The organism is Alcanivorax jadensis T9 (assembly GCF_000756655.1).
GTDB classification, from domain to species: Bacteria; Pseudomonadota; Gammaproteobacteria; order Pseudomonadales; family Alcanivoracaceae; genus Alcanivorax; species Alcanivorax jadensis.
The window spans coordinates 124911-148159 of record NZ_ARXU01000003.1 but is presented as its reverse complement, the minus strand read 5'-3'; the positions used below and the strand labels follow the sequence as shown (position 1 = coordinate 148159).

Here is a 23249-nt window from a genome sequence, read left to right as displayed (position 1 = left end):
TCTCTGGCTGTCTCGTATTGTGTAAGGCTCGTGATTTTTGTCCAAGGCCCGGCACCCTCGCCGGGCTCACCTCAGGGGATCACCTATAATGAGTCAGTCTTCTCTTCTTACCAGCGCACAGCGTACTTCTTGCCAGGCCCGATCCGACCAGCCGGCCCCGAACGGCCCCCGTGCCAAGGCATTGCTGGCGCTGGACCAGGGCAACACCCAGCAGCAGGCCGCCGAACAAAGCGGGCTCAGTCTCGGTCAGGTGCGCTACTGTCTGCGCCGGTTCCGGACCGTGGCTCTGGACATCTTCGACACGGATAGCCCGGCCTCCACCTCTGCTCCGAAGGGCGACAGCAAGACCAAAAAAATTGATAAAGAAAAAAAGAAAACCGGCAAGAAAACCAAAGCCCTGAAACCCGTCAAAGCCAAAAGCGAAAAGTCTGAGAAAAAAGCAGACAAGAAAAGCACCAAGGGCACCAGCAAAAAGGGCAAGAAGAGCGACAAGAAGGACAACAAGAAAAAGTCCGGAAAAAAGGGCGACGGCAAGAAAGGCTCAAAAGGTAGCAAGAAGAAGAAAAAGAAATAGCCAAAAATCCCCCACCGGCGCGCATGTTACACTGGCGCATCACCACGGATAAGCATGGGGGTTTTCTTGCTGACGCGTCTTCCACCCTGGGTAGAAGTTGGAGCCTTTCTGCTCGCCTTTCTGGCGGGCAGTGTCAATGCGGTAGGACTGCTCGGCTTCAGCCACCAGTCCGTCTCTCACCTGACCGGCACCTCCTCGCTACTGGGCCTGGCACTGGCAGATCTGGCCCTGAGCAATGCGCTGCACCTGCTTTTCACCCTGCTGAGTTTTCTCGCCGGTGCTGCCCTGAGTGGCATGCTGATCACCAGCACCGCCCTGAAGCTGGGCCGCCACTATGGTTTTTCCCTGTTGATCGAAGCCGCGCTGCTGGTCATGGCCATGCTGTCACTGCAACGGGGCAGTGATCTCGGCATCTACCTGGCGTCCATGGCCTGCGGCCTGCAGAACGCCATGGTCACCACCTACAGCGGCTCCATCATCCGCACCACCCACCTGTCCGGCATCTTCACGGATCTTGGCATCATGCTCGGCAACCGGCTGCGAGGCATTCCCCTCAACGGCCGTCGGCTGTTGCTGTTCGTCTTACTGATTGGCGGTTTCGTCTGTGGCGGTGCGGTGGGAACCTTGCTGTTCCGGCTGCTGCATTTCACCGCGCTGATGGCCCCGGCCGCCCTGGCTGCATCGCTGGCAGTGGTGTACTGGCGTTATAGCCGCCGCTACCGGTAAAACGTTAATCCCTGTAAAGCTTTGCACCATTGCTGGCGCTGGCACAGACTGCTTTATTGAGAGGCCTAAATTGAAAGGTCCGCAAACAAGCTGACACGGTGGTGCGCTATGGGATGGGTTCAGTCTGCCTGGCTCGGTATGCTTATCGCCCTGTTGCTTGCCTGCCAGCCAACGGCAATTTCTCCACCCGCCACACAGTCTATCGGCGAACAGATTCGTGATCGCTACGAGCGAGCGCTGCCAGATCTTCTTCCCAACAAGCAGCGCCATTACGCCACCCGCCTTTACCGAATCACCGGAGACCAGGATTACCTGGCCATCATCTATCAGCACCTGATCAGCAACGCCGATTCCCTGCAACAGGACCTGAGCCAGTTACACAACCGCGAGTACCGGCTGAGCCGGGCCAGACAGATCGCTCGCGCCTACCGGGATGACACGGACAAACACCAGCGGCGTAAACAGCTACTGCTGGCCCACGATGAGATTCCCTTTGCCAAGAACCTGCTCTATTACCTGAACAAGGTGGACCAGCTCGGTCTTGCCGGGAAACCACCCTTTACCCAAACGGGGCAGGGTCTGGATTATCTGCGCCAGGTGGACTTTGCCCGCTTCATTCTCGACCCGGAGGTAATCGCCGCCTACTCACCGCAGCTGGCCAATATGGTCTATTACCTGCACGACCTGGGTATTCGTGATCTGCGGGAACCTTTTCAGCAGACCTTTCGTCATGTATTCCCGGACCAGCCGCCACAACCCGGGCCGGCTCTGGATGCCCGGGTCTACGGCATGACCCATGTGATCATCGCGGCCAGCGGTTACTACCAGAAGCCGATCCGCCGTCAGGACTTCGCCTGGATTTTCGACTATCTGGAGCGCCATCACCGGGAGCTGATCGTCCATACCAAAGCGGACATCTATACGGAAATGGCCCTGTGCTTTCTGCTGGCAGGGGAGAGCACCAGCCCGGTTGTCGGGGCCGTTCGCCAGGCACTGGAGCAGCGCTACGACCCACAGGCCGGCATGATCCCTTCGCCGCAGTGGGGCACTGATATGAACAAGGGGGAACACCGCAACGTGCTGGCGATCATGTTGTATCACTGGCCGGAGCAACTGCATCCGGGGCCGGATCTGAGCCGCTACCCGCTTTACCGGGAACACTATTTCGCGCCGCAGTATTAGTCCTTACTCACCGGCACCATCAACCTGCGGGTATCACTGCTGCCAGGCATAGTCCATCTGCCTGGCAGTGTCATCCGCCAGTTTCCGGCTGTGCAGCTTCTCCACCAGATGCAGACTCATGTCGATGCCGGCGGAAATGCCCGCCGACGTGAGGCGATTGCCATCTTCTACCCAGCGGACATTTTCCTGCACATCCAGCGCAGGGAAACGCTGTCGTAAATCAGCACTATCTTCCCTGTGAGTGGTGACCCGTTGATCCGTCAGCAAACCGGCCTCGGCCAGCAGAAAGGCGCCAGTACAGACAGACGTGACCCAGCTGGCGGCATCACCGGCCTCGCGAATGGCTTTCAACAGGGTAGGGTTTTCCATGCCAGCGCAATGCACACCACCGCTGACCAGCAATACATCCACAGACGGGTGGTCGGCGAGGGTGAAGTGACTTTTCACCGGGAAGCCACCTCTCGCCATCACCTCACGGTTTTCACTGATCAGGGACACCTGCCAGGGCGCACTATCACAGAGCCGGGCGGCAGTAGAGAACACTTCAAAAGGGCCGGCAAAATCCAGCACTTCGGCATCATCGTAGATCACAATCCCGATTTGCAGCATGGTCATTCCTGATGATTCATTTGGGTGGCAGGGTACGCACAAAGGCAAAGCAGTGAGATAACCAGTCCTGCAGGGCCGCATCATCGGCGGCGGTATCGGCGTCGATCATCAGCATGCCCTAACAGGCTGTTGAAAAGCCCTTTGCATGCTCAGTCTTTCAGGCTGGCTCGCAATCTAGGCGCAATGTTGAAGGTGTGTGTCCACCCATCGAGACATTGTAACAACGAGTGCGGGCCAGCCTGGAAGACCCGGAGGGCGCGGCCTGAAGGGCCCATCTGCTGCGCTTTGTCGCTAGGAAAGGGAGCCACCCTGTCCGTCGCGACAAAACGCAACAGCTGCACCCTTCAGGCCACGCTGAGTACGCAAAGGGCTTTTCAGCAGCCTGTTAATAGGTCGGCCGGTGAAATCCATCTCGCCGGCGCCTGGCTTGGCAAGCAGGGTGCTGTAGGCATCCGGCCCGACTCTGGCCATCAGCCGGTCACCAAGAATGCCGCAACACATGTTGCCGGCAATCATGAAACAGAGGCCACCGAACATGCGTTTTTCATCGGGCAGGGCACCACTGACCGCCAGCAATCCTTCACGGACACGCTCCGCCAGCTCCGCATCAAACGCCATCAGAAAACGGCGCGCAACGCATTGACGGTGAGGCCGATCAACACCAGCGAAGACAGGGCAAACAACACAAAACGTAGCTCGATCTTGTTGATCAGCGCCTGCAGTACCGAATGCACCATGCGGATACCCACATAGGCCCAGGCCAACGTCAGGTTGATACCGTCACCCTGGCCAAGCAGCGCCAACGAAAGGGCCACGGCATAGAACACCGTAGGCTGTTCCATCAGATGATTATAGTTATCCGCTTTCCAGCGAACCCTAGCGGGCAGGGTGCTCATCTGTTCGCCCCGGGGCGCCATCGGGTCCGGTTTCATCTTGGCGGCTTTCATGGCCGGCAATCGGGCCACATACATCCAGAGCCACATGACCATGGTCCAGGCCACCAGTACCACGACCGGGGCGATAATAGGGCTTGTCACTTGCATGTCTTTTCCTCGTGTCCCGTCTCAGCTGAAGCGCTCAGACCAGTTTTTCCAGAGCCGCCAGCAGCATGCCAACAAGAAAGGCTGCGATCAGAATGGCGGCTATTTTTGGCTTAGTCAGCGACGTTTCGGTCACTTGCAGATGTCTGTCGCCGCAGGCTGATACCCAGCCTGCTGCCGCCCCGCGACTCATTTTATACTGTCGGCATAACTGTCTGATCGCCGCTTTTTTTCCATGCACTTTCAGCGAGCGTTCCACATCTTGCGGTAACCGCATACCGTTTTCCTTCCCTGGTTATGGTTTTATTCTACTGGCTGTTCTTTCATAAGATTTTCATTCTCAAACCGGACCCCGTATCCATCCCCACTCCTTGAGGGTGATCAGCCAACTCAGCGCCTGCCCATCCAGCCAGTCCCGCAGAGGTGCGGCCTGAAAGCTGAAAACAAATGCGCCAACCAGGGCAATATTTATCACCACTACCAGCCAGAAAATAGTGCGAAAGGGCTGCTTTCGGGTCTTGTGACGGAAAAGCGGGCGCGCCAACAGGGCGCCGGGCCAACCGCCTGCCAGTGATAGAAAGTGCAGGGTATTTTCCGGTACCCGCTGACGTTCGTTAAGCGCCGCTCGCTTGTCCAGTGCGAACATGATGAATGTCAGAACCGCGATAAAAATCAGCAACGGCGCCAGAAAAAACCATAACGCATTTTTCGAGAAAAATAGCCAGAAAGCACCATAGAAAACGGCCACCACAAGCAGCGGCAACAGAAACTCTGGTAACAACAGATGTGCCGGCCGCCAGCATCGTTCCACATCGATGGCGCGTACCCCTTTGGCGGCATCGGGCTCTACCCGGAACAGGACCTTGTCTCCGTCTTTCGGACGCGACCGGATTTTTCCGAAGGCAGTGATGTGCACAAAAATGTCCCGCCCTTTTCGGTCGACAATAAAACCGAAACCCCGGGCATCATCCCAACGCTGTAGCGTACCGCTTTGTTTTTTCATTTTTTCTTCATGTCAGTGGGATTCAGACCAATGCCAGTTAGGCGTACTCAACAACCCCTGACCAACGACCTGCGTTTCGCCCAGTTCCTTGGTCAGCTCTACCCCATGGCAATCCGGGTGCTCATTCAGCGCCGCCACCAGCCGATTGGCGTGGCTGACCACCCATAACTGGCTGTGCTGGCTGGCCTGTTCGATCAGGCGGGCCAGTGCCGGCAACAGGTCCGGGTGCAGGCTGTTCTCTGGTTCGTTGAGCACCATCAGTGAGGGTGGCCGAGGGGTGAGCAGGGCGGCGATCAGCAACAGGTAGCGCAGGGAGCCATCAGAGAGCTCCGCCGCCGACAATGGTCGTAGCAGACCATACTGGTGAAACTCCAGCTTCAGGCGACCATCCGGCAACGGTTCGATGTTCAGCTTGGCACCGGGGAAGGCATCTTCGATGGCGGCGTCCAGGGCCATGCTGTCGCCCACCTCGCGGATGGTCTGCAGCGCCGCCGCCAGGTCTCGACCATCGTGATGCAGCACCGGCGTGCGGGTGCCGATCTGGACCTGGCGGGCCGGCGCCTCCCGGTCGGTGCGGAAATGATCATAGAAACGCCAGCCACGAATGCGTTCACGCAGGGCCAGCACCTCCGGCGCCGTGCGCGCATCGGCCACCTGGCTGAACAGACTGTCGAAGGTATTGAGATGGTCGGCCAGGGTTAACCAGCCGTTATCGACACGGGCTTTCACCAGTGGGCCACGCCGGTCCACCAGCGCCGCCGCCGGGCGATAGGCGCCGCCGGCCCAGATAATTTCCCGCTTGATCTCCGGGTCCAGGTTGAAGGCGGTGGTGCTGTCCGGTCGCGGCAGGCCCAGCTCGATCAGATAACCGAAATCCTCATCAGCAAACCCCAGCTTCAGCCGACGGCTATGCTGGCGCGGCCCGCCTTCCACCGGCACCAGCCCCTTGCGCATGGCGGTGCTGAGCGTTTCCGGCCCGGCCCAGAAGGTGGACTCCAGCCCGCCCTCACTGGCCAGCGCCGCAATCACATCATCCTGCGCCGTGGCTGCCAGCAACCGCAGGGCCCGGTACAGGTTGGACTTGCCGCTACCGTTGGCCCCGGTAATCACATTCAACGGCCCGAGCGGCAATACCAGCTCCAGGGCGGAGCGGTAATTACTGATGGCCAGGGTGGTCAGCATGTCTTGTCCTTGTTGTTATTCAGCGTCTAGCGACTAGCTTCGAGCTACTAGCAGGATGCCGCCACCGATCAGGCGCGGGCACTAAGCAATACGTTACGAGGAACAAGCTCGCGCCTGGTAGCTAGCAGCTCGAAGCTAGTCACTGCTTTCCCACGCCCACAACGCCGCCAGCAAGGCCACCGGCGCGGTCTCGGCACGCAACACCCGGTTGCCCAGGGCAAACGCCACAAAGCCGTTTTCCTCCGCCGCGCGCAGTTCCTCATCGGAAAAGCCGCCCTCCGGGCCGGTGAGCAGGGCCAATTCCGCTGTTCCTTTCAGGGCCGCAGGGGAGAACGGGCTTTTCCCAGGGTGGGCGATCAGTCGCAAGTCTGGCAGATCCCCGCTCAACCAATCCTTGAGCGACCTCACACCGGTGACCTGTGGGGGGCGGTTCAGGCCGCATTGCTCGCAGGCACTGATGGCCACCTGCTGCCACTGGCCCAGCTTCTTTTCCTGGCGTTCGCCCTTGAGGCGCACTTCGCAGCGTTCGGTATCCAGCACCACGATCTGCGCAGCGCCCAGCTCGGTGGCTTTCTGGATCGCATAATCCATGCGCTCGCCCTTGATCATGGGTAGCGCCACGGTCACCGCCAGCGGCGCTGTGCGGTCATCCGCCACAAACGCCAGCGGCTCCACGGTCACCGCCTTCTTGCCCACGGCAAGGATCCGCGCGGACCATTCGCCGCCGTGCCCATTGAATACCACCAGCTCGTCGCCCACCGCCATGCGCAGCACCTTGCCAATATGATGACTGGCATTGGCGCCCAGCTCGGTGGCAAGGCCGGACTGAAATTCCTGATCGTCGAAAAAGCGGCGGGCCATGGGATCTCCGTCATCAATGGGTGCCAGTGGGAAAAGCAAAAGGCTACCATAGCGCCGGTCGAAGAGACTGCTATCGAGTGAGAGATTCATGGGCGAAATCGTTCGTTCCCCGTTCCAGCCCCCTGTGTGGCTACGCAACCCGCACCTGCAAACCCTGTGGGGGCCACTGGGCCGGGCGTTGCCGGAGGTGGAGCGGCACAGCGAATGGCTGCCGCTGGCGGATGGTGACCAGCTGTTGCTGGACTGGGCCGGGCCGCAACCCCACCCCGGTCAGCTCACCGTGATCCTGCTCCACGGCCTCTCTGGCTGCAGCGATTCCCACTATATGCGTGGCATTCAGAAGGCGCTGGCCGATGCCGGGGTGCGCTCGGTGGCGATCAACAGTCGCGGTGCCAAGCAGCCCAATGACACCGCCCTGTGCTACCACGCCGGGGAAACCGACGATGTGGATGCGGTGATCGAGCATGTCTTTGCCCAGGACCCCACCGGCAATCGCATCGCCATCGGCGTGTCCCTGGGTGGTAGCCGGCTGCTGAACTGGCTGGCTCACCGGGACAACGGCAAACTGACCGCAGTGGCGTCGGTGTGCGCGCCCTTGCGGCTGGACCTGTGCGCCAATCGGCTGGATCGGGGGCTGTCAAAGCTGTACCGCCAACATCTTCTGAAGACCCTGCTCGGCCAGCTCGGTGACAAGAAGCGCCATCTGGACAAGGTAAACCCGCCGGAGGCCAAACGCCTGCACCGGCTGAACATGAACGGTATCCGTTCCTTCTGGCGTTACGACGACCAGATCATCGCGCCACTATATGGTTTTCGGGGAGCCTACCATTACTACGCCCAATGCTCTGCCGGGCCCAAACTCCTGCAGATCCGCACCCCCACACTGATGTTGCAAAACCGTGACGACCCCTTCATGACCCCGGATACCCTGCCGCGCCAGGAAGAGCTGGGCCCGGCGGTGACCCTGGAAGTGAGTGAGTACGGCGGCCACGTGGGCTTTATCAACCACGGCCCCCAGCGCTTCTGGCTGGAGCAGCGGTTGATGGCGTTTGTGCAGGGGTTTGGGTTTCGTTGAGAGGTGCGAGAGGGGGCAGGGCTGCGCTAACCCAATAACAATATGGGGTCATGCCAGATCGCAATGGAAGCCAGTGAAATGTGAGGTTTGACCCCGTACCCTCGAACTGCCACGTTTTGTTGGGGGTGCCCGCCTCATAATTGCTCATATATTACTTCTTTTTGATTGCTCCCACTGCTTGAATAGAACGCTTTTTTGTCGTATTCAGAAAGGCCCTCCCTTGCCATCCAATCAGAATACTCTTTGAAGGATGGTGGATGCAGCGGTGATTCGCCATTTAAAGAGATACGCGGAACTTGGGGAGCTATATCCCTGTAGTACTCTTCAGCATCTTCCCTGATTCTAAAATAGTTCACTTTGGCAGCCATCATTCGCCCCGTATTCTTATAAAGGACAAGCGCCCACACGTGATCATCAGGGGCTTCATCATGATGCAGGATTATCTCCTTAACACCATCGACAATTTCTGCCGTTACTTTGCATATGTAAAAGACAAACAACCTATCGTCGTAGTATTCCTCTCCACGAAACTCAATCGTCATCACCAGCTCCGACTTTTATTTTTGAATACACGTCAACGAAAGTACTGTTCGCCTCTTCAGCGTTTAGCCTGACACGGTCCTCTAACTGGGAAGTGTTATGCTCTACTAGCTTTTGAATAAAAACGTCAAAAAAACCCATTGGGAAAATAAGAAGTAGAACCACAGCAATTAGCATAATATCTAGAACCCATTCCTGCCCTCCAAAATAAGCTAATAAGATGAGAACCGCCAAAGAATGACGTATCCATCTAACTATTGAAAATAGCTTCATAGATAATTTGATATCACTTTGCTGGGACTTACTTTCAAACATGTCCACCACCCCCTTTTTTAATTATTTTTTAGCACGACCGCCCTAGCGCCTAGCACAGCCGCCGAAGGTAGGCCCGCTGCTTCTTGTTAACTTTTACTGCCCGTATCCCTTTCTCTAAGGTCTATTATTATTGCAATAAATTTGATTGATAAGTACCAAACGGTAATCCCCAATAAAGACTCTAGCATCCCTTTGCCGGGCAATCTCATTGGCTCCAAGAGGTATTGAGCGGTGCCAATAAACAAAAAGAATGATGCGAAGAATGCACAAAGACCCACAATCACCTTGATCCTCTCCGCCGCATCTCCACCTACCTCTTCTAGAACGACAATTGCGAATGGTCCGGTAATCGCGAAGACAAATAGAAATGGCGTTAATACACCAAAGCCAACCCACTCCGAAATATAATTGAAGTAATCTTCCATAGCCTTCCTAAAGTTAACGCCCGCAGCACGGGCGCAATTGGAGCGCAGCGTAAATTGTGTCCCAGTGACTGCGCTTGTTATGAGTCACGGCGCCGAGCTTTAACAAAATACTGAATAATCATGATAAATATCGATGCAACTATGGATGCAACTATCCCCAAACCGAAACCGATCCATCTCTCTGTCTTTGCTGACGCTTTTGCTCTCGCCTCTTGTGCTGAAAATAAAGTTTCTACAATCTCTTTGTCGGCGCTAACCAATGGCTGTAGCTTGCTTTTTTCTTCTTTTAACTCTTCAAGAGAGTTTTGGTTATCAACCATCTGGTTTCGCTGCTGCTGAATGAAAGACAGAAGTGTTTTCACATTCTCCTCTGTTTCATTAAGCTGATTAATTTGGTTGGTGAAACTCAAGTCTTCTGCAAGCTTCGCCTCACGCTTTAGGGTTGCTTGTTCATTAAAGTAGAGAGCAAGCACTATTCCGAGCACACCTACTATAAAAGATACAGCACTTGTCACTTTAGGTGAGTTTATATACGCATGAATCCAAGCTTCTGCCGCCTGTTTTGCAATAGGAGCGCTTATTGCCTCAATTATTTTGTCGGCTTTTTGCGTATTGCACTGACGACATGCCGCAGCTAAATTTTCTCGTTCATCAGTTCCGCCTTTACTTCGCGGCATTTTATGGTCTATTGAGGCATTACTCTCATTGAGAGCAACACCACAATATTCACACTTCCATCCTGCTTCCTCGAAAACTTGTTTTTTCAGCGATTGTGTAATTCTCACGAGATTCCTTAAGACTCATAACAGGTATTAGGAAGCCGGCTCGAATATCCAATGAACACGCCGGCTTCATATCACCAGATACAAATTTGCATATCGAAAGATAAAAGCAGAAAAGTCAGTCAGTTACAAACTGGTCGGTTTACGCATGATTCAATATGTTGACCTCTTCTTTTCCCTGACCCAATAACCCTGATCATAAAGACAGAGTGATTGAGAATAGGATCCAGCCCATGCACAAGGAGCGTACAGGCCGCCCCATAGAGGCAAACAACCATCGGTTATCAACCGCCTATGTTTGAAGGTGAGTGGTGGGGGTGTATCCGGAAAAGGGCAATGCCCCTGCGTCTTCACCAAGAGGGCACAGAGCACATTGGGAAAAGAGGATTCTCCTCAGTGTTCTCTGTGCCCTCTGTGGTAAACCATTTTTTACAGCGGTTGAGGGGAAAGGGCAGCTATTCGCTGCCGGTTCTGTCCAGCCCGGGCACATGGCCGAGCAGCAACGCCGAGGTCGTATCCACGGCCCGGTAGCGGGCCTTCATTTCTTCCAGGTGTTCGCGGGCTTCGCCGCGCAGGAAGGGTTCTTCCAGGCAGATGATCTGGTAGATGCCGTGGCGCATCAGGGATTCATCCAGGGCTTCATCGGCGGCCGCATCCGGGCGCAGGCCATGCACCAGTGCCGCCCAGGAGGACATCAGCACCCAGGTGTTCACCATCAGCCCCTGTAACTGCTCGTCATCCACGTCGATAATGCCGCTGCTGCGCAGTTCGCCGTAAATCACCAGTCCCCGTTCCAGCACCACCTCCACAAAGGCCTGGTAGCGCGCCGCCAGCGCCTGGTCGGCATGCAGAAAGTGGGTCAGGTCGCGGTGGAAAAACCGGTACTGCCACATGGACGCCAGCAACCCCTCGAAATAATGGGTCTTGATGGTCCAGGTCAGCGGCCCCTGGGGGGCTTCCAGCAGGGCCAGCAAGTTCTGGCTGTAGCGCTCGAACAGGGCGGCCACGATGGTGCCCTTGTTACGGAAGTGGTAGTAGAGATTCCCCGGGCTGATGCCCAGCGCCTCGGCGATGTGATTGGTGGTCACATTGCGTTCCCCTTCGCGGTTGAAGAGGGTAAGGCTGGTGTTGAGGATGCGTTCCTTGGTGCTGGTCATTGTAGGCCAAATGTTGTGATTTCATTACCGCAGGTTGACTCCTAGAGTAATTACTCTAAAAATCAGACTCAAGGTTAATTTTTGATCGGCAATCAGCACTGCCGGTCTTGTCATCATACATAATCCTGAAGCCGCGGCTTCAGCGCGGATGGATGGCGTAAGAATTTGCTGTCACAGGGGATTTTCTGAAGAAGCGTCGCATCAGGGAATGCGATCGACTGAAGAAAATTTTCTGTGGCGGCAAAGGCTTGCGTCAGACGCCGCGATGAAGTCGTGGACTCAGGATAAAAAAAGCCTCGGGAGGCAAGTGACCATGGTCGCCGAAGTGAAAGATCTCCACAGCAACAATGCCGACATCGAACGCATGCAGCAGATTTTCGCTGCCCAGAAAGCGGCCTACCGCCAGCACCCTTACCCCAGCGCGGAACAGCGCATTGAGCTGATCAACCGCATCAAGCCCCTGCTGCTGGACAACCTGGATGCCTGGATCGAGGCCCTCAACAACGATTTCACCACCCGCGCCGCTGACGAAACCAAGCTGGCCGAGATGTTGATCACCCTGGAAGGGCTCAAGTACACCACCAAGAAGCTGCGCAAGTGGATGAAGCCACAGAAGCGTAGTGTCAGCGCACTGAGCTGGCCGGGCAAGACCTGGGTGGAATACCAGCCGGTGGGCGTGGTGGGCATCATCGTGCCCTGGAACTATCCGATCCAGCTGGCTGTGGTGCCCCTGATCACCGCCCTGGCCGCCGGCAACCGGGTGATGATCAAGATGAGTGAAGCTACCCCGCGCACCGGTGCCTTGCTGGAGAAACTGATCGCGGACACCTTCCCGGAAGAACAGGTAGCGGTGATCAATGGCGAGGTGGATGTGGCCCAGGCGTTCTCCAGCCTGCCGTTCGACCACCTGCTGTTCACCGGCTCTACCACCGTGGGCCGCCACATCATGCGCGCCGCTGCCGCCAACCTGACCCCGGTGACCCTGGAGCTGGGTGGCAAGAGCCCCTGCATCATCGGCCAGGACTTCCCCATGAAGGATGCCGCCGAGCGTATCGCCTTCGGCAAGTGCCTGAACTCCGGCCAGACCTGTGTGGCTCCGGACTACATCCTCTGCCCGGAAAACCGGGTGCAGGAATTCGTGGACGCCTGGAAAGCCCAGGTGGCCCAGTCCTACCCCACCATGGTCAACAACCCGGACTTCACCGCCATCATCAACCAGCGCCAGTTCAGCCGCCTGCAGGGTTACCTGAAGGATGCCAGCGAGAAGGGCGCCGATGTCATCGAGATCAACCCGGCCAATGAAGACTTTACCGGCAGCCAGAAAATTCCCCATACCCTGGTGCTGAACGTGACCGACGACATGCAGATTGCCCAGGACGAAATTTTCGGCCCGCTGATGATCGTGGTGCCTTACAAGAACCTGGATGACGCCATCGAGTATGTGAACGAGCGCCCCCGTCCGCTGGCCCTGTACTACCTGGACTGGAACCAGAGCAACTGTGACCGGGTGCTGAAGAACACCCACTCCGGCGGTGTCTGCCTGAACGACACCATTTCCCATGTGGGCGTGGACGACATTCCGTTCGGCGGCGTGGGCGATTCCGGCATGGGCGCCTACCACGGCCCGGAAGGTTTCCTGACCTTCTCCCAGGCCAAGGGCATCTACAAGAAGGGCAAGTTCAACGCTACCAAGTTCATCCTGCCCCCCTATGGCCGTGGCATGCACAAGATGATTGATAAGTACTTTTTGAAATAACAACGACGGTTACAGTGTAACCGCCACCTTGCTGTAGGAGCGGCGCTCGAGCCGCGAACAGCCTCATGCAGTAACGAGGCACTAGAAGCGAGTTACGAAAGACGAAGAGCGGGTTGGGGGTTTTCGAAACTCGCTTCTCGCAACTCGTACCTTGTTGGTTCGCGGCTCAAGCGCCGCTCCTACAAATAACCACTAACAACAATATAGAGTGCGTTATGGATCAGGGACTCAATCGCCGCAGCTTTCTCAAGCTGGGCGCCGCCGGTAGTGCCTTGCTGGCCACTGGCTCCACCCTCACCCTGCTGACCGGCTGTTCCAGCAATGATGGCCCGGCGGCGGGCTATCGCCATTTCCGCCAACAGGACGTGGACCTGCTCACTCCCCTGGTCGGCGCAGTGCTGGGCAAGGCCCTCACCGACGTGGGGGCCAGTGCCGAAGACGGCATGAAAGCCTACGACGACCTGCTCGACGGGGCCATGCCCGGCACCCGTGCCACGCTCTTTCAGATTCTCGATCTGATGCAGCTGGGCGCTGCCCGCTGGTTTATCACCGGCACCTGGGCCAGCTTTGCCGAGCAAAGCGAGGACGAGCTGCAACAGACCCTGGCCCACTGGTCCTCCAGTGATCGCGGCCTGTCGCAGATGGCCTTCAAAGGCCTCACCCAGCCCATGTTCATGGCCTGGTATGTGAAGCCTGAGGCGGCGCGCAGTACCGGTTACCCGGGCCCGCCGCAGGTGATCATCACGCCCGAGGCAGGTATCCCGGCAGCGGATACGGCACCAACCGCCACCTCCTGATGGATCTTCACCCTGCCTGCGGGCAGGGCGATCTGGTTTTAGCGTCAAGCGTCCGGCATCTTGCAGCCGGCGCAAAACAACAAGGACAACGCCATGCAGGACCTGTCTTCCCTGCCCATCAAGGGCATCAATGACCCGTGGAAAACCGGTATCAAGAACGGCTGGGATGTCATTGACGGCCGTACCGTTTCCGCTGACCGCACTCTGGAAGCGGATGTGGTGATCATCGGCACCGGTGCCGGCGGCGGCGTCAGCGCAGAAATTCTCACCCAGCGCGGGCTCAAGGTGATTCTTATCGAAGCCGGCAAGCTGATGAGCTCTGACGACTTTACCCTGAACGAAGGGCAGGCCTACCGGGACCTCTATCAGGAGGGCGCCATGCGCGCCACCAAGGATGCCGGCATCACCATCCTGCAGGGCCGCACGGTAGGCGGCACCACCGTGGTCAACTGGACCAGCTCCTTCCGCACCCCCAGCGAAACCCTGCAGTACTGGCAGGACACCTTCGGGGTGGAAAACCTGCTGCGCCAGGATCTGGACCCCTGGTTCCAGAAGATGGAAGAGCGTCTCAAGATCAGCCAGTGGATCATGCCCCCCAACGCCAACAACGACGTGCTGAAAAAGGGCTGTGAAGCGCTGGGCTGGGAATGGGCGGTGATTCCCCGCAACGTGGAAGGCTGCTGGAACATCGGCTACTGCGGCATGGGCTGCCCCACCAATGCCAAGCAATCCATGCTGGTGACCACCCTGCCCATGGCCATGAACAACGGTGCCACACTGATTCACAGCGCCCAGGCCCATCGACTGCTCATCGACGGCGACACTGTCACTGGCGTGGAAGTGCGCCCGCTCAACAACGACAAGGTACCCACCGGCGCCACGGTCACCGTCAAGGCGAAAACCGTGATTGCCTCCGGCGGCGGCATTCAAACTCCGGCCCTATTGATGCGTTCTGAGGCTCCGGACCCCCAAAGCAGGGTGGGCAAGCGCACCTTCCTGCACCCCACCACCTTCACCTTCGGCATCTACGACAAGGAAGTGGCGCCGTATTACGGTGCACCACAATCCCTGTATTCCGACGAGTTCGTGTTCAAGCATGGTGTGGATGGCCCGGCGGGTTACAAGCTGGAAATGATGCCCATGCACCCGGGCCTCACCGGTGCCCTGATGGGCGGTTACGGGGGCGATGCCCGTAACGAAATCGAGCGACTGCCGAACCTGGCATCCTCCATCGCCTTGCTGCGCGATGGTTTCCACGCCGACAATCCCGGTGGCAGTGTGGAGCTTCGCGACAATGGCGAGCCGGTCATCGACTACCCCGTTGACGACTATCTGCTGGAAGGCGCCAAACGTACCCACCTGACCATGGCGGAAATGCACTTCGCCGCCGGCGCCAAAGAGATTCGCCCCAGCCACAGCCACGCTGGCTATTACAAAAGCTGGAAAGCCGCCAAAGACGCCATCAACAACTTCGCCTATGACCCGGTGATCACCGGCCTCGGCAGCGCCCATGTCATGGGCGGTTGTGCCATGGGTCAGGATGAGTCCCAGTGCGTGGTCAACAGCGACGGCAGCTACAAGTACCTGAATGGCCTGTACATTATTGACGGCTCGGTCTTCCCCACCAGCCTGGGGGTGAACCCGCAGCTCACCATCTACGGGATGAGCGCCCGCAATGCCACCGCCCTGGCGGACAAGCTGAAAGCCTGACCCGCTCCTGACTCACCCTGCTCCGGTTGCCATAACGGAGCAGGGTGCTCCACCCGTCCCCCCGATTTCAGCACGAAAACCTCAGGTAGCAGGGGAAGCCGGACGCCAAATAAGGTATAAGTGCGGCATGAAAACCCCGCAACGATTACAACCCCTGGTAGATGACGGTCTCATCGACGAAGTCATCAGCCGTCTTATGAGTGGCAAGGAAGCCGATATCTTCGTGGTCCGCTGTGGCGACGAGATCCGCTGCGCGAAAGTCTACAAGGAAGCCGCCAAACGGAACTTCAAGAAAGCCGCCCAGTACCGGGAAGGCCGCAAGGTCCGTAATAGCCGGCGCAGCCGGGCCATGGAAAAGGGCTCCAAGTTCGGCCGGGAACAGCAGGAAAAGATCTGGCAGAGCGCCGAGGTGGATGCCCTGCGCCTGCTGGCCGAAGCCGGCGTGCGCGTGCCCAAGCCCTACGACATGCTCGAAGGGGTGCTGCTGATGGAGCTGGTCACCGACGATGAAGGCGACGTGGCCCCGCGCCTCAGTGAGGTGGTGATGTCCGCCGAGCAGGCGGAAGAAGACCACGCCCTGATGATGCAATACGTGGTGCGCATGCTGTGCGCCGGGATCATCCACGGCGACCTGTCCGAGTTCAATGTACTGGTGGATGACTACGGGCCGGTGATCATCGACCTGCCCCAGGCCGTGGACGCCGCCGCCAACAACAGCGCCGAAGCCATGCTCTACCGGGACGTGGACAACATGACCCGCTATTACGGCCAGTACGCTCCGTCACTCCGTGGCAGCCGTTATGGTCAGGAAATCTGGGCCCTGTATGAAAGCGGTGAACTGACCCCGGACAGCGAACTCACCGGCCAGGTGGAAGACGACGGCCACATCGCCGATGTGGAAGACGTGCTGGCAGAGATCAAGGCGGCATTCGAGGAAGAACAGGAACGCCGAGAGCGGCTCAGCGGCGACGCAGAGGACAGTGGTTACTGAGCCCATACCGTTCAACCAAGGCCTCACGTTCGGTCAAGACTCACCCTGCTATTCCGTTACCCGTTGGAGCTTTGCTCGCAAAGCGAACCGCTTGAGTATCGGCCACGCCTTTCGCTTTGCGAGCAAAGCTCCAACGGCTAATGGTGGTGCCATACGCAACCGTCCTGCCGCAGACATTCCCGATCACCCAGGCGGCACGGGACAGAAGGCTCAGTAATTGTCGCGACGCAGCACAAAGAAAAACGGCTGCTTCATGCCTTTCAGATCCATGATGCCGAGCACGGTGTTGGCATCTACCTTGCGGAACACATCATTGATGGGCAGGTTGTCGTAGGACATGGTGGCGGAGGTTTTTCCCCGGTAGTTCACCATGCGCAGGCGGGCGGCGGACTGGCGCCCGGACAGCAGTGGCAGCATCCACTGGAACAACTTGCCGACCCGTTCTGACTTCAGGAACGGCAACCGGTCGAGCAGGCCCAGCCCCGGCATCACCAGCAGCGGTTTCACCGTCGTGAGCTCACCGGACGCCTTGCGAAACACCAGCGGGTGCACATGCTCCGCACTGTCAAAACGCTTGCCGTGCCAGTGACAACGCTCCAGCACCCCATCCAGCGGATGACCGGTTTCGAAGCCTTCGCCTTTCCAGGCACCGATCATGAAATCCGTCTCAATAGGCTCCAGCGCATCATAAAGGGCCAGTGCATCGTCCGGTGATACCCGGCCGGCCTGTTGCGCCGCTGCAAAACTGATTGTTTTCAATTTGCTTTGATCTGCCTGTGACGCACCCATGCTCTACTCCCGGAAACCGTGTTAATGATGGGCTCTTACGCTAAGCAGAGTGCGGCGGAATCACCAGCGCTTGTGCGCTATTGTCAGGCAATGACGTTCACCAAAAACATCATTGATTGACCAAAACGGTCTTTTGCTAAAAAACGGATAGAAAAAGAGAAAAATCATACGATATTGTTTACTGCACACCCGGCAGCATCGACATCTTTAGCCTGTGTTTTCCTCAGTGAACTCTGTGCCCACTGTGGTAACAATCACCCCTTGCAGCGTCCTTCTTCGCGCAATGCCGCCGCGCTGTCTTCCAGCCGTTGCTGTTCCCGGCCCAGCAGGGCACTGACCTGTTTCAGCTCGCGAATCTTGTCGTCCACCGCCGCCTTCTTTTCCGCCATCAGCACTGCGCCCTGTTCGCAATCGATGCTGTCGCTGCGCAAGGCATCGAGCACTTCTCGAATCTCACGCAGGGAAAACCCCAATGCCTTGAGCTGACGCACCATGGCGACTCGTTCCACCGCCTTTTCCGGATAGTCCCGGTAATTATTGCCACGCCGTTCCACTTCCTGGAGCAGGCCGGCCTTTTCGTAATAGCGCAGGGTGTGGCGGTTCACGCCGGTGCGCTGTTCCAGTTCTGCGATCTGCATGGCCGCCTCTCAATTTGCTGTTGACCTTAGAGCATACTCTACCCTTTAGGGTGGTGGCATACCCCATCACGGAGACCTGCCATGACCCTGCTCATCACCGGCGCCACCGGCTTTATCGGCCGCCATGTCTGCGCCCAGTTAACCCATGACCATGACATTCTGGCGGTATTGCGCCAGCCGGATAGCCAGCTTCCCGCCCTGCGCCAACAGGTCAATGCCTTGGGCGGGCAGGGCGAGCGCCTGCAGGCGGTGCAGGGCGACCTGGATCTGCCCAGCCTGGGCCTGCCGGAGAATCTCGCTGCACCTCAGGCCATCATTCACCTGGGCGCCCGCTTTGCCTGGCAACTGGATCGCGCCACCGCCCAGCGCACCAATGTGGCCGGCAGCCTGGCGGTGGCCGAGCTGGCCCGCCGCCATGGCAGCCGCCTGGTCTTTATCAGTGGCTTCATGCTGGAAAACCGGGAGCATCTGCAACGACTGAGTATCACCAGCGACGACCCGGATCAGGTGGACTGGCAGCACGTCTACCGCCGGGCCGGCGGTTATGAAGCGAGCAAACTGGAAGCGGCAATCCGGGTACGCGCCCTGGCGGCAACCCACGATCTGAACCTGGTGGAAGTGCAACCCGCTACCGTCGCCGGCCACAGTCGTACCGGCGCCCTGGATAGTGCCCAGCCACTGTTTGCCCTGCTCGACAACCTGGCACGGGGGCGGATGGCCATGGTCCCGGGCAGCCCCGAGCACTGGCTGCCGCTGGTGGCCGTGGATCATCTGGCGGCCCTGATTGCAGTGGCCGCCACCGCTGACAGCGTCCCGCAGCGGCTACTGGCCCTGGACCCGACCACGCCCAACTTGCAGGGCCTGCTGGCCATCGCCGCCGATATGCTGGACCGGCGCGCGCCGCAGCGGCACCTGCCGATACCAGTACTGGCGGCGTTGCTGCGCCTGCCGGGGATGCCAAGGCTGATGAACACCTGGCCGGAGGCCCTGCACTTTATCCAGCCCACCCGCTTCGACACCACCGACACCGACCATTTCCTGAACCAGCAGGGCCTGGCACGCCCTGCCATGGAGGCGGTTATTGCCCGCAGCGCCCGCTGGTACCAGCAACACCATGGCAATCCAGCGGCCCCGCAACCGGCCTGACCCTGCATCTTTGCTGGCGCTTGGGGTATGCTTGCGGGCATTGTGGGTGCCCGGCCCGGCGCCGGGTACGGTATTCAGCGACAAAGCGAGCCAAGCATGACCAACCGCGTAATCTACCCAGGCACCTTCGATCCGATCACCAACGGCCATCTGGACCTGGTCGAACGGGCCGCCAAGATGTTTGATGAAGTGGTCGTCGGCATTGCCGCCAGTGAAAAGAAAGGGCCCCTGTTCAACCTGGAAGAACGTGTCGACCTGACCAATCAGGTACTGGCCCATCTGCCCAATGTACGGGTCACCGGCTTCTCCAAACTGCTGGCCCACTTCTGTAAGGAAGAGGAAGGCAACATCCTGCTGCGGGGCCTGCGGGCGGTGAGTGATTTCGAATACGAATTCCAGCTCGCCAACATGAACCGGCAACTGGCACCGGACCTGGAAACCGTGTTCCTGACCCCGGCGGAGCACCTGTCCTTTATTTCCAGTTCGCTGATTCGCGAAATCGCCCTGCTGGACGGGGATGTGAGCAACTTCGTGCCGCCGCTGGTCGCGGAAGCGCTGGAGCAGAAACGCCAGGAAAGAAAGAAACGATAGCGGCACCCGACAGCGCGAGTCAGCCCCTGCATACAGCCAGGCCAACCCCGCGAACCGGAACCAGTCGCGGGTAGCGGCTTTTCAGAAGCGGTAGCCTTGGATCGCGTTGTCAGAATAGCCACTCAATAATAATAACGCTGACAAACTGCTGTAGGAGCGCCGCTCGAGGCGCGAAGCGAACCCGGGAAACCTTTCCCAAGCAGGTTCGCGCCTCGAGCGGCGCTCCTACAGAAATATCCGCATCCACGGAGGAACCATGCGCATTCTGCTTCCCTTGCTACTGCTGATCACCATTACTGCCCAGGCCGCCGGGCCGGGCAAGAACGCGGTAGCGAGCGCTCACCCACTGGCTACCGAAGCGGGCATGGAGATCCTCAAGCAGGGCGGCAATGCCTATGATGCGGCCATCGCCGTGGCCGCGGCACTGGCGGTCGTCGAGCCCTACTCAGCGGGTATGGGCGGCGGCGGTTTCTGGCTGCTGCATCGGGAAAGTGACGGCCTGCAGACCTTCGTGGATGCCCGGGAAACCGCCCCGGACGCCGCCATCCCCACCATGTACCAGGATCGCGATGGCAAGGTAGTGCGTGACTGGGCACTGAACGGCCCCAGCGCCGCCGGCATCCCCGGCCAGGCCGCCGCCTTTGTGCACCTGGCGGAGAACTACGGCAAGCTGCCCCTGAAGACCTCCCTGGCCCCTGCCATCCGGCTGGCCAAAGACGGCTTCGAGGTGGAAGCGCATTACCGTAAACTGGCCGGTTACCGGGAAGATGTGCTCAACCGCTTTCCGGAAGCTGCCGCCATCTTCCTGCACAACGGCAAGGTGCCCCCCGCGGGCCATGTGATCAAGCAACCGGATCTGGCCCGGGTGCTCACCCTGCTGGCCGAGAAGGGCAAGGCCGGCTTCTATCAGGGCGACGTGGCCCAACAGCTAGTGGATGGCGTGGAGCAGGCCGGGGGTATCTGGAGCCTGGACGACCTGGCCAACTACGAAGTGATTGAGCGCTCACCTACCGTGAGCACCTTTAAAAATGCCCGTATCGTTTCGGCACCGCCGCCCTCCGCCGGCGGCATCGTGATGGGGCAGGCCCTCAATATCCTCAGTCAGTTCGATGGCGAACCGGATACCCACCTGATCGTGGAAGCCATGCGCCGGGCCTACCAGGATCGGGCCCGCTACCTGGGCGATCCGGACTTTGTGGATATCCCTGTGGATAAGCTGTTGAGCAGCGATTATGCCAAGCAGCGAGCCAGCACCATCAACCCGGACGAGGCCACCCCCAGCCACACCCTGGGCGAACCGCTCACCGTGGAAGAGGGCTTCCACACCACCCACCTGTCGGTACTGGACAAGGCCGGCAACCGGGTCGCCGCCACCCTGAGCATCAATCTGCCCTTCGGCAGCGGCTTCGTGGCCCCGGGCACCGGCGTGCTGCTCAACAACGAAATGGACGACTTCTCTGCCAAACCCGGCGTTCCCAACGCCTATGGTCTGGTGGGTAGCGAGGCCAACGCCATCGCCCCCGGCAAGCGCCCCCTGTCGTCGATGACGCCTACCTTCGTGGAATTCGACGACCGCGTGGCCATCCTCGGCACCCCCGGCGGCAGCCGTATCATCACCATGGTCATGCTCGGCGTGCTGGAAGCGGCCAACAACCAGCCGGTGGATGCCTGGGTCAACCGGGTCCGCTTCCACCACCAGTACCTGCCCGATGAAGTGCAGGCGGAGCCGGAGTTTGTCGGCAGCGAAGCGGCCAAGGAATTGATGCTACGCGGCCACCATGTGGTCTCCACCGGTCGCGACTACGGCAACATGCAGGCGATCCTGTGGCGCAAGGGCAGCAATGAGGTCACCGCCGCCAGCGACCCGCGCGGGATTGGCAGTGCCCAGGTGAGCGGACAGGCCGCGCTGAAGAAAACCGGCACGGATTAAGGCTGACCAGGAGCTGATGCTGTGAAAAAAATCCTGCTGCTTACCGCCGCCATACTGCTTTCTGCCTGCAGCGAGAAAGCGCTCTATGACAACATCCAGCTCAACAACCGCCTCCAGTGCGACAAGGTGCCACTGTCGGAATACGACGACTGCATGTCCCGCGCCAGCAAGCCTTACGAAGAGTATGAGCGGGAGCGCCAGGAAGCCACGGGCTCCTGATGGCTCCGCTCTCGCGGTTGTATCTCGCAAACGGTAGCGACACCCCCGCTTTCCGGTTAGCGTTGAGCTTTCGTGACGGTAACCGGAGCTCCCTATGACGTCCCTCTTTGATACCGCTTTTCCCCTGATCCAGGCACCCATGGCCGGCGTCCAGGACTGGCGCCTGGCGGCGGCGGTTTGTGAGGCCGGGGGGCTGGGCTCGGTGCCGGCGGGGATGCTCAATGCCCAGGGGCTGGAAGAACAGCTGACGCAATTGTCTGCGGCCACCAGCAAACCCTGGAATGTGAATTTTTTCTGCCACACCTCTCCTGCACCGGACCCGGAAGGGGAGCAGCGCTGGGTGGACGCCCTGCAGCCTTTCTATGACGAATTCGCAGCGGATACCTCGGCCATTGCCAACGGCCCCTCCCGGCAACCCTTCGACGAAGACAGCGCGGCGGTGCTGGAACGGTTTCGCCCGGCGGTGGTGAGTTTCCATTACGGCTTACCGGACCCGGCCTTGCTGGCGCGAGTAAAAGCTACAGGGGCCCGGGTGCTGTCCAGCGCCACCACGGTGGAGGAGGCAATCTGGCTGGCAGAGAACGGCACCGACGGGGTGATTGCGCAGGGACTGGAAGCCGGTGGACACCGGGGGCACTTCCTCAGTGACGACCTCAGCCTGCAGCAGGGCACCTTAAGCTTGCTGCCACAGATTGCCGACGCCATTTCCCTACCGGTGATCGCCGCCGGTGGCATTGCCACCCCGGCAGGGGTCCGGGCTGCCCGCGCGCTGGGCGCCAGCGCCGTTCAGGTAGGCACGGCCTATCTGCTATGCCCGGAGGCCACCACCAAGAGCGTGCACCGGCAATGGCTGCAGAGTGACCGAGCCCGCCATACCGCCTTGACCACGGTATTTTCCGGGCGCCCCGCCCGTGGAATGATGAACCGGTTGATGGATACGCTGGGCCCTCTGCCGGAAGCCGCACCGGCCTTCCCGTTAGCGGGCAATGCCATCGGCCCGTTGCGCGCCGCTGCGGAAGCCCAGGGCAGCGGTGACTGCTCACCGTTGTGGGCAGGGCAGTTTGCCAGTGCTTGCCGGGATGTATCGGCAGTAGAAGTGACCCGGTGGCTGGCCGAAGGCTGGAGTTAGTTTTTACGTAGGAGCTATGCTTGCATGGCGAAGAATTCAGAACCTGTTCGCCATGCAAGCATAGCTCCTACAGAAAACCTGG

Annotated in this window: 27 protein-coding genes; 13 read left to right on the top strand and 14 right to left on the bottom strand. The window is 59.1% G+C overall.

All coding sequences use genetic code 11. The features are described 5' to 3' along the window. The first annotated feature begins 88 nt into the window (after nt 1-88). The 3 genes from T9A_RS16560 (at nt 89) to T9A_RS05320 (ending at nt 2482) form a co-directional block, all read left to right on the top strand. Complete coding sequence (locus tag T9A_RS16560; protein WP_052042516.1) at nt 89-574, top strand: helix-turn-helix domain-containing protein; 486 nt, start codon at nt 89-91, stop codon at nt 572-574. 54 nt (nt 575-628) lie between these two features. Further along, a complete protein-coding gene (locus T9A_RS05325; RefSeq protein ID WP_232222021.1) occupies nt 629-1300 on the top strand; it encodes a YoaK family protein in 672 nt (223 codons plus the stop codon). A gap of 108 nt (nt 1301-1408) precedes the next feature. Continuing rightward, entirely contained in the window at nt 1409-2482 is a 1074-nt protein-coding gene (locus tag T9A_RS05320; protein WP_052042514.1) for a DUF3541 domain-containing protein, read from the top strand. 33 nt (nt 2483-2515) lie between these two features. Here the strand turns inward: T9A_RS05320 and T9A_RS05315 are convergent, their stop codons facing one another. The 7 genes from T9A_RS05315 to T9A_RS05285 all read right to left on the bottom strand — a co-directional run bounded on the left by T9A_RS05315 (nt 2516) and on the right by T9A_RS05285 (nt 7267). Then, nucleotides 2516-3091 (bottom strand): DJ-1/PfpI family protein, encoded by a 576-nt coding sequence (locus T9A_RS05315; protein ID WP_198030619.1) that lies wholly within the window; start codon nt 3089-3091, stop codon nt 2516-2518. Nucleotides 3092-3382: 291 nt separating this feature from the next. Then, the gene (locus T9A_RS05310; RefSeq protein WP_052042512.1) at nt 3383-3709 is read right to left on the bottom strand and encodes a TfoX/Sxy family protein; all 327 of its coding nucleotides are present in this window, start codon (nt 3707-3709) and stop codon (nt 3383-3385) included. Then, the gene (locus tag T9A_RS05305) at nt 3709-4134 is read right to left on the bottom strand and encodes an MAPEG family protein (RefSeq protein WP_035245790.1); all 426 of its coding nucleotides are present in this window, start codon (nt 4132-4134) and stop codon (nt 3709-3711) included. The genes T9A_RS05310 and T9A_RS05305 overlap by 1 nt, the downstream gene beginning before the upstream one ends. A gap of 34 nt (nt 4135-4168) precedes the next feature. Continuing rightward, entirely contained in the window at nt 4169-4408 is a 240-nt protein-coding gene (locus T9A_RS05300; RefSeq protein ID WP_035245789.1) for a hypothetical protein, read from the bottom strand. Between the two features lie 63 nt (nt 4409-4471). Next, nucleotides 4472-5134: a DUF1294 domain-containing protein gene (locus tag T9A_RS05295; RefSeq protein ID WP_052042511.1), complete on the bottom strand. Its 663-nt coding sequence runs from the start codon at nt 5132-5134 to the stop codon at nt 4472-4474. A 12-nt stretch (nt 5135-5146) separates the two neighbouring features. Next, entirely contained in the window at nt 5147-6316 is a 1170-nt protein-coding gene (locus T9A_RS05290) for an AAA family ATPase (protein WP_035245787.1), read from the bottom strand. Between the two features lie 135 nt (nt 6317-6451). Next, nucleotides 6452-7267: a 16S rRNA (uracil(1498)-N(3))-methyltransferase gene (locus T9A_RS05285; protein ID WP_232222020.1), complete on the bottom strand. Its 816-nt coding sequence runs from the start codon at nt 7265-7267 to the stop codon at nt 6452-6454. Between T9A_RS05285 and T9A_RS05280 the strand changes: the two genes are divergently transcribed. Then, entirely contained in the window at nt 7266-8252 is a 987-nt protein-coding gene (locus tag T9A_RS05280; RefSeq protein WP_035245783.1) for a YheT family hydrolase, read from the top strand. The two genes, T9A_RS05285 and T9A_RS05280, sit on opposite strands and share 2 nt — an antisense overlap. Nucleotides 8253-8386: 134 nt before the next feature. On the opposite strand, the gene T9A_RS05275 is transcribed toward T9A_RS05280, so the two are convergent. The 5 genes from T9A_RS05275 to T9A_RS05255 form a co-directional block, all read right to left on the bottom strand. After that, complete coding sequence (locus tag T9A_RS05275; protein WP_035245781.1) at nt 8387-8794, bottom strand: hypothetical protein; 408 nt, start codon at nt 8792-8794, stop codon at nt 8387-8389. After that, on the bottom strand, nt 8784-9107 hold the full coding sequence (locus T9A_RS05270; RefSeq protein WP_035245780.1) for a hypothetical protein: 324 nt from the start codon (nt 9105-9107) through the stop codon (nt 8784-8786). The genes T9A_RS05275 and T9A_RS05270 overlap by 11 nt, the downstream gene beginning before the upstream one ends. A gap of 86 nt (nt 9108-9193) precedes the next feature. Continuing rightward, the gene (locus T9A_RS05265; protein ID WP_035245779.1) at nt 9194-9532 is read right to left on the bottom strand and encodes a hypothetical protein; all 339 of its coding nucleotides are present in this window, start codon (nt 9530-9532) and stop codon (nt 9194-9196) included. Between the two features lie 77 nt (nt 9533-9609). Continuing rightward, nucleotides 9610-10317 carry an HNH endonuclease gene (locus T9A_RS16555; RefSeq protein ID WP_052042509.1) on the bottom strand — a complete coding sequence of 236 codons (708 nt, stop codon included), beginning with the start codon at nt 10315-10317 and terminating at the stop codon, nt 9610-9612. Nucleotides 10318-10769: 452 nt separating this feature from the next. Then, complete coding sequence (locus T9A_RS05255; RefSeq protein ID WP_035245778.1) at nt 10770-11471, bottom strand: TetR/AcrR family transcriptional regulator; 702 nt, start codon at nt 11469-11471, stop codon at nt 10770-10772. Nucleotides 11472-11784: 313 nt separating this feature from the next. Between T9A_RS05255 and T9A_RS05250 the strand changes: the two genes are divergently transcribed. From T9A_RS05250 to T9A_RS05235, 4 genes are all read left to right on the top strand, one after another. Then, nucleotides 11785-13227, top strand: a complete 1443-nt coding sequence (locus tag T9A_RS05250) for a coniferyl aldehyde dehydrogenase (protein WP_035245777.1) — start codon at nt 11785-11787, stop codon at nt 13225-13227. 215 nt (nt 13228-13442) lie between these two features. Then, a complete protein-coding gene (locus T9A_RS05245; protein WP_052042507.1) occupies nt 13443-14024 on the top strand; it encodes a twin-arginine translocation signal domain-containing protein in 582 nt (193 codons plus the stop codon). 93 nt (nt 14025-14117) lie between these two features. Further along, on the top strand, nt 14118-15734 hold the full coding sequence (locus T9A_RS05240) for a GMC family oxidoreductase (protein WP_035245775.1): 1617 nt from the start codon (nt 14118-14120) through the stop codon (nt 15732-15734). A 127-nt stretch (nt 15735-15861) separates the two neighbouring features. Beyond that, nucleotides 15862-16725, top strand: coding sequence for a PA4780 family RIO1-like protein kinase (locus T9A_RS05235; RefSeq protein WP_035245773.1), 864 nt, complete (start codon nt 15862-15864; stop codon nt 16723-16725). Between the two features lie 210 nt (nt 16726-16935). On the opposite strand, the gene T9A_RS05230 is transcribed toward T9A_RS05235, so the two are convergent. Together T9A_RS05230 and T9A_RS05225 are read right to left on the bottom strand one after the other, a co-directional pair. Continuing rightward, complete coding sequence (locus T9A_RS05230; protein ID WP_084573399.1) at nt 16936-17514, bottom strand: DUF4334 domain-containing protein; 579 nt, start codon at nt 17512-17514, stop codon at nt 16936-16938. 254 nt (nt 17515-17768) lie between these two features. Then, entirely contained in the window at nt 17769-18152 is a 384-nt protein-coding gene (locus T9A_RS05225) for a MerR family transcriptional regulator (protein WP_035245770.1), read from the bottom strand. 81 nt (nt 18153-18233) lie between these two features. On the opposite strand from T9A_RS05225, the gene T9A_RS05220 reads away from it, so the two are divergent. From T9A_RS05220 to T9A_RS05200, 5 genes are all read left to right on the top strand, one after another. Beyond that, the gene (locus T9A_RS05220; RefSeq protein WP_035245767.1) at nt 18234-19298 is read left to right on the top strand and encodes an SDR family oxidoreductase; all 1065 of its coding nucleotides are present in this window, start codon (nt 18234-18236) and stop codon (nt 19296-19298) included. Between the two features lie 96 nt (nt 19299-19394). Beyond that, entirely contained in the window at nt 19395-19889 is a 495-nt protein-coding gene (gene coaD, locus T9A_RS05215; RefSeq protein WP_035246259.1) for a pantetheine-phosphate adenylyltransferase, read from the top strand. A 256-nt stretch (nt 19890-20145) separates the two neighbouring features. Further along, nucleotides 20146-21819, top strand: coding sequence for a gamma-glutamyltransferase (gene ggt, locus T9A_RS05210; protein ID WP_035245765.1), 1674 nt, complete (start codon nt 20146-20148; stop codon nt 21817-21819). 21 nt (nt 21820-21840) lie between these two features. Continuing rightward, nucleotides 21841-22038, top strand: a complete 198-nt coding sequence (locus T9A_RS05205; RefSeq protein ID WP_052042506.1) for a hypothetical protein — start codon at nt 21841-21843, stop codon at nt 22036-22038. A gap of 94 nt (nt 22039-22132) precedes the next feature. Further along, on the top strand, nt 22133-23167 hold the full coding sequence (locus tag T9A_RS05200; RefSeq protein WP_035245764.1) for an NAD(P)H-dependent flavin oxidoreductase: 1035 nt from the start codon (nt 22133-22135) through the stop codon (nt 23165-23167). Nucleotides 23168-23249: the final 82 nt, after the last annotated feature.